Here is a 4,462-nt window from a genome sequence, read left to right as displayed (position 1 = left end):
AGCGGTCTTAGGAAGACAACATATTAGGACAACTCCTTGGCTCACAGAACGACATGGCTACGATCCGACTTAAACCGATTAAACCTCTGGAAACTCTATGTGCTGATAATATTCTATCTGTAGTTCTATTTGTTGTGTCAGCAAATAAATTAACACCTTCTGAATTTGATGTGATAGGAACAAATTGCACAGGTTGGTCTTCACTGTTATTTCTGAATGTAATGATGATATTATTAGCGTTTTCAGAACCTGTGAAAGTTGCTTCGATATTCTTGATTATCATATCTCTTTCATTATCATCTGAAACTTGATTCATTGTTAATATACCACTTGGAGTGAACATATTAGTAACAGCATTTAAATCATAGTTTTTCATTTCAATATCTGTTCTGATTGCGTCTAATGCTGATACATAGTGAGGTACTGGATAATATTCATCAAATATGTTATAATTGGTATATACTAATAAATAAGGTTTACCCAATGCTATATTAATATCATCTGTATAATTCAACACATCTATTTCTACTGGTTTGTTTGCTACATAATTACTCCAATCCTTACATAAATATGCTTTCTTGATTTCTCCGTTTTCATCTTTCTTACCAAATCTTAAAGTTGAAAAAGGAGTATGGAAGAATGAATAAGTTTTATCATTTCTATTTTTGATTACTTGAATAGCATAACCACCGAATAATACTAAATCCTTTGCTACCTTATATAATAGTTCATCCCAACTTTCAAGATAGTTTGGAACTAATTCATTTTCATTATCTATTGACATTGCAGTATAATCCACACCATCACCAATGATTGCATTAGTTAAGAAGTCTACACATGCTGAATGAATAATACTATTATGATATAGATTAAGTAAGTGGGTTGGGTACTGGTTATCTTTACCAAAAGACACCCAACTATAAGGTGTAATATCATTGATAATTGGACTATTTTCAATATGTTTGTTTAAATTAATAACCTTTACTGTATTTGTTGTTTTAGGTTTATTCTTTGCACCTAATGTTCTTGCCATAATTAAAAATATTTAATCTATTATTTATAATAAACATTAAATAGATTAACATAAATTAACATAAATACATTTTGTTTTCGATTTTCTTTTGTATATGTTTGCATCGTTAGTTAATATTGACTAATATAACTTAAAGATATTTAATTATGAAGATAAATTTAGAACAACAAATTAATGAGTTTATTAAAAACAATGTTAGTATCAAAACTAAAATTGAAGCATTTAATCTTTTATTTAAAATGGATAATTCATCTAATGAATGGTACAATCCATTTTGGGATGAATATAAAGAACTGCTATTAAAAATTGTAAAAGATGAAGATTTTGATTTTGAAGAAATGAATGAAGAATATTATGTTGATGATGAAAATATTGAAGAATATCTTGAATGGATAATTGAAATGGATAAAGATGAAGTTCCTTTCAATACTTTTGAACTTGATGTGTTATATACTTTTTATTCGGAAATTATACATGAATATCATCAAATAATGACACATTGCGATTTAGATACTGTTGATAGTAATTATTGGAAAATGGTGAAATCTAAGGTGTTATACTGATAAATAGATATATTAATTTATGATGGATAAAATAAATGAAAAAGTAAGTAAAATACATGAGCATTTAAAAAAAAATAAGATTAAATCTGATTTACATTCAGAACAAGAAACTGCTGCTTTTGATATTATTCAATATTTTTTGGAAGGTAAAAGATATGTCTTTTTAAATGCGTATGTACAAAGTGGTAAAACTGGTGTGTTTAATTGTTTGGTTAACTATTTAAGTTTTTATGAAGAATATAAAATGAAAATGGGTATTGAACATATATATTATATCATTGGTGATAATCAAACAGAAATTAAAAGGCAGACAATTAATTCGTATTTTAAAAATTGTTTTAATATGAATTTCTTTTTTGGTGGTGAGGATTATGTAGGAAATACCATATCATTTTTGAAAAATAGTGATATGAAAAATATGATTAATGGAAAAAAGAAAATACCAAGTACATGCAATAATTTATTTGTTATTGATGAAAGCCATTATGCTACAAAAAAGAAAACTAATATCGTTAATAAATTCCTTAAAATATTAGGTATTAACTATATGAAAAATGATGCATCAATGCATGAAAATAATTCATATATATTATCAGTTAGTGCTACTCCTTGGAAAGAATTAGCAAATGACATTTATAGAACAAAACCAGTTGTAAAATTATTAGTGAATGAAGAATTATATAAAGGATTTAAAGATTTTGATGATAATAATCAAATAATAACTTTACATGATAAAAAAATATTAAAAGATAGAGGTGAATGTCATAGATTTTTTTCAGAAGAGGTGTATAATCATTTGGTGGAACTTAAAAGAGAAACAAACCGAAAACATTATTGTATCGTAAGAAGTGTAGGAAATGGTAATGTTGAAATTGATAGAGATTGTACTGGAAATAAATATCATATCATATACGTTGTTCAAAAAGGTAATCAGCCTATTAATTATGAAGAAATGTATAACAAGATAGAATCTATATGCATAAATGAAACAGAAGAAAAAAATAAATTTCTATTAATTGTAATTAAGGGTGCTTTCCGAATGGGAAATGTAATTGAACCAAAATCTAAAGATTATTGTGGAGTATGTTTTGATTATTCTGATTCAAAAGATAACGTTGAAACTACTGAGCAAAGTTTATTAGGCCGTTATAGTGGGTATACTAATAAAAGGTTAAAAGACGCTTGGAAAAATACTAAATTCTATATATCTAAAAAACATTATGAAATGATTAAATCTAGATATGAAGATGAAGATAGTTATTACGCAACACCTTACAGTAAAACAATTCAAACAGAAGTATATGGTGAAGATTATATTGAAAATAAAGGTTATGAATTTTTAGGTTATAAACCTAATCAACAAATATTGGAAAAGAACGGTATTAAAAAATATGATATAACTGATTATTTCAATTCAAACATAAAATGGAAAAATCTACTTACCAATAATATAACAGAAATTAATGAATATACTTATTTGAAAAATGGTAAAATACAATTGAAAAATGGTATATTGGATAATATTATTACAGACATAATTAATTTTTTCCCAGAAATACCAAACAAATACATTAATGGATATAAAGATGAAAATGGTAAAATAACATTAAGTGGAGGTAATAGACGAGTACCAACATTCAATGATGTTTTTGTGGAAATGAATGCAGTTGATAATGGTAAAAAACATGGAAGTTTACGAAAAATTGAGAATTATGGTAATATTGTTAGAAAAGCAACTATAATAATGGATGCTAATGATAATGGTTTGTTTGACAAACAAGTATTACAAATTCAAGAAACAATAATTGATAAATATGGTACAATACCAATTATTGTTAATACAGTTAAAGAATTTGAAACATATAAAACTGTTGAACAAACATTTGATTTTAATTTACCAATAAATAATACAAAAATTGAAGTATTAGCATCATAATAAAAAAGGTGGGATAAAACCCACCTTTTTCTTTTTATCTAAATAAATCTATTACATCTTTTTTTGGTAATATCAGAACTTTGTTAGGAACTAAATAAGGTGGAACACCCATTTTATTTGCATAGTCTTTTAAATCCATTTCCAAGTTTTCTGGAATTACCTTTTCCATTTGCTTTCTTATTTCACTTAAATCTATATTATCTTGCTCATCAGTGAACACCTTCAACAACTCATCATACTTATTCTGATTAGCCTTAACTATAGTCTTTAATACACCATTAATCATACCATCTTGGAAACCGTTATCGAACCATCCATCAATGATGTTGAACAACTTATTAATAGTTCTAACCTTAAATTCTTCTACTCTCATAACAGTATAATATATTATCTACTACAACCACAAGTAGGAGCATTAAAGCAACTCAAAGGATTGTATAATTGTTTTGGTGTTACATCAGTTCCAGTTGTAACATTGGCAATATTAACTGGGTAAAAACTACAGTTAGTGTAACCGATAATACCACAGTCTGCTGCTTGTCTTCTTTCTGCTTCCAATGCAATTGCATTCATAATAAGTTGGTCTTGTAAAGGTCTTGTTGCAGCCAATACAGCGTTTTGAGTTTTAAGTTCATCAATTTGCTTTTGTAAAGCAGTAGTTGCATTTGTATATCCTTGAAATAAAGCGAATGCATCAGCATTTTGTTTTGCCATTATGGTATCGTTCATATCTCTGGTATACTTATAATTACTGAACATTTCAGAATTATATTTTTCCATATCTTTTATTCTATCTTCACATGTATATGAGCAACCACAATTTCCAGTGCTATTTCCACCATTAAACAAGTTTGCTAAACCACCATTTTGAAGTAAGTTCAAACCCAATGCTCCAATACCTAAACCTAAAGCAGTTCCAGCCACACCTTT

General features: G+C 26.9%; 5 protein-coding genes. 2 read left to right on the top strand and 3 right to left on the bottom strand.

What is annotated here, in order from left to right; genetic code table 11:
* Positions 1 to 7: 7 nt before the first annotated feature.
* Positions 8 to 1,033, bottom strand: coding sequence for a hypothetical protein (locus tag ACKI5C_RS07165; RefSeq protein ID WP_407432484.1), 1,026 nt, complete (start codon positions 1,031 to 1,033; stop codon positions 8 to 10).
* A gap of 146 nt (positions 1,034 to 1,179) precedes the next feature.
* Here ACKI5C_RS07165 and ACKI5C_RS07160 point away from each other — a divergent pair, with 146 nt between their 5' ends.
* Complete coding sequence (locus ACKI5C_RS07160) at positions 1,180 to 1,596, top strand: hypothetical protein (RefSeq protein ID WP_407432483.1); 417 nt, start codon at positions 1,180 to 1,182, stop codon at positions 1,594 to 1,596.
* Between the two features lie 22 nt (positions 1,597 to 1,618).
* On the top strand, positions 1,619 to 3,532 hold the full coding sequence (locus ACKI5C_RS07155; RefSeq protein WP_407432482.1) for a hypothetical protein: 1,914 nt from the start codon (positions 1,619 to 1,621) through the stop codon (positions 3,530 to 3,532).
* Between the two features lie 34 nt (positions 3,533 to 3,566).
* Here ACKI5C_RS07155 and ACKI5C_RS07150 read toward each other — a convergent pair whose 3' ends face one another.
* Positions 3,567 to 3,905 carry a hypothetical protein gene (locus tag ACKI5C_RS07150; RefSeq protein ID WP_407432481.1) on the bottom strand — a complete coding sequence of 113 codons (339 nt, stop codon included), beginning with the start codon at positions 3,903 to 3,905 and terminating at the stop codon, positions 3,567 to 3,569.
* Positions 3,906 to 3,919: 14 nt separating this feature from the next.
* Positions 3,920 to 4,462 (bottom strand): hypothetical protein (locus tag ACKI5C_RS07145; protein ID WP_407432480.1); only part of this gene is annotated, 543 nt, incomplete at its 5' end.

The sequence above is a fragment of the Methanobrevibacter sp. genome (assembly GCF_045646045.1).
Classification (GTDB): domain Archaea; phylum Methanobacteriota; class Methanobacteria; order Methanobacteriales; family Methanobacteriaceae; genus Methanocatella.
The sequence above is the reverse complement of the archived record's forward strand: the minus strand, read 5'-3'. Positions and strand labels throughout refer to the sequence as shown.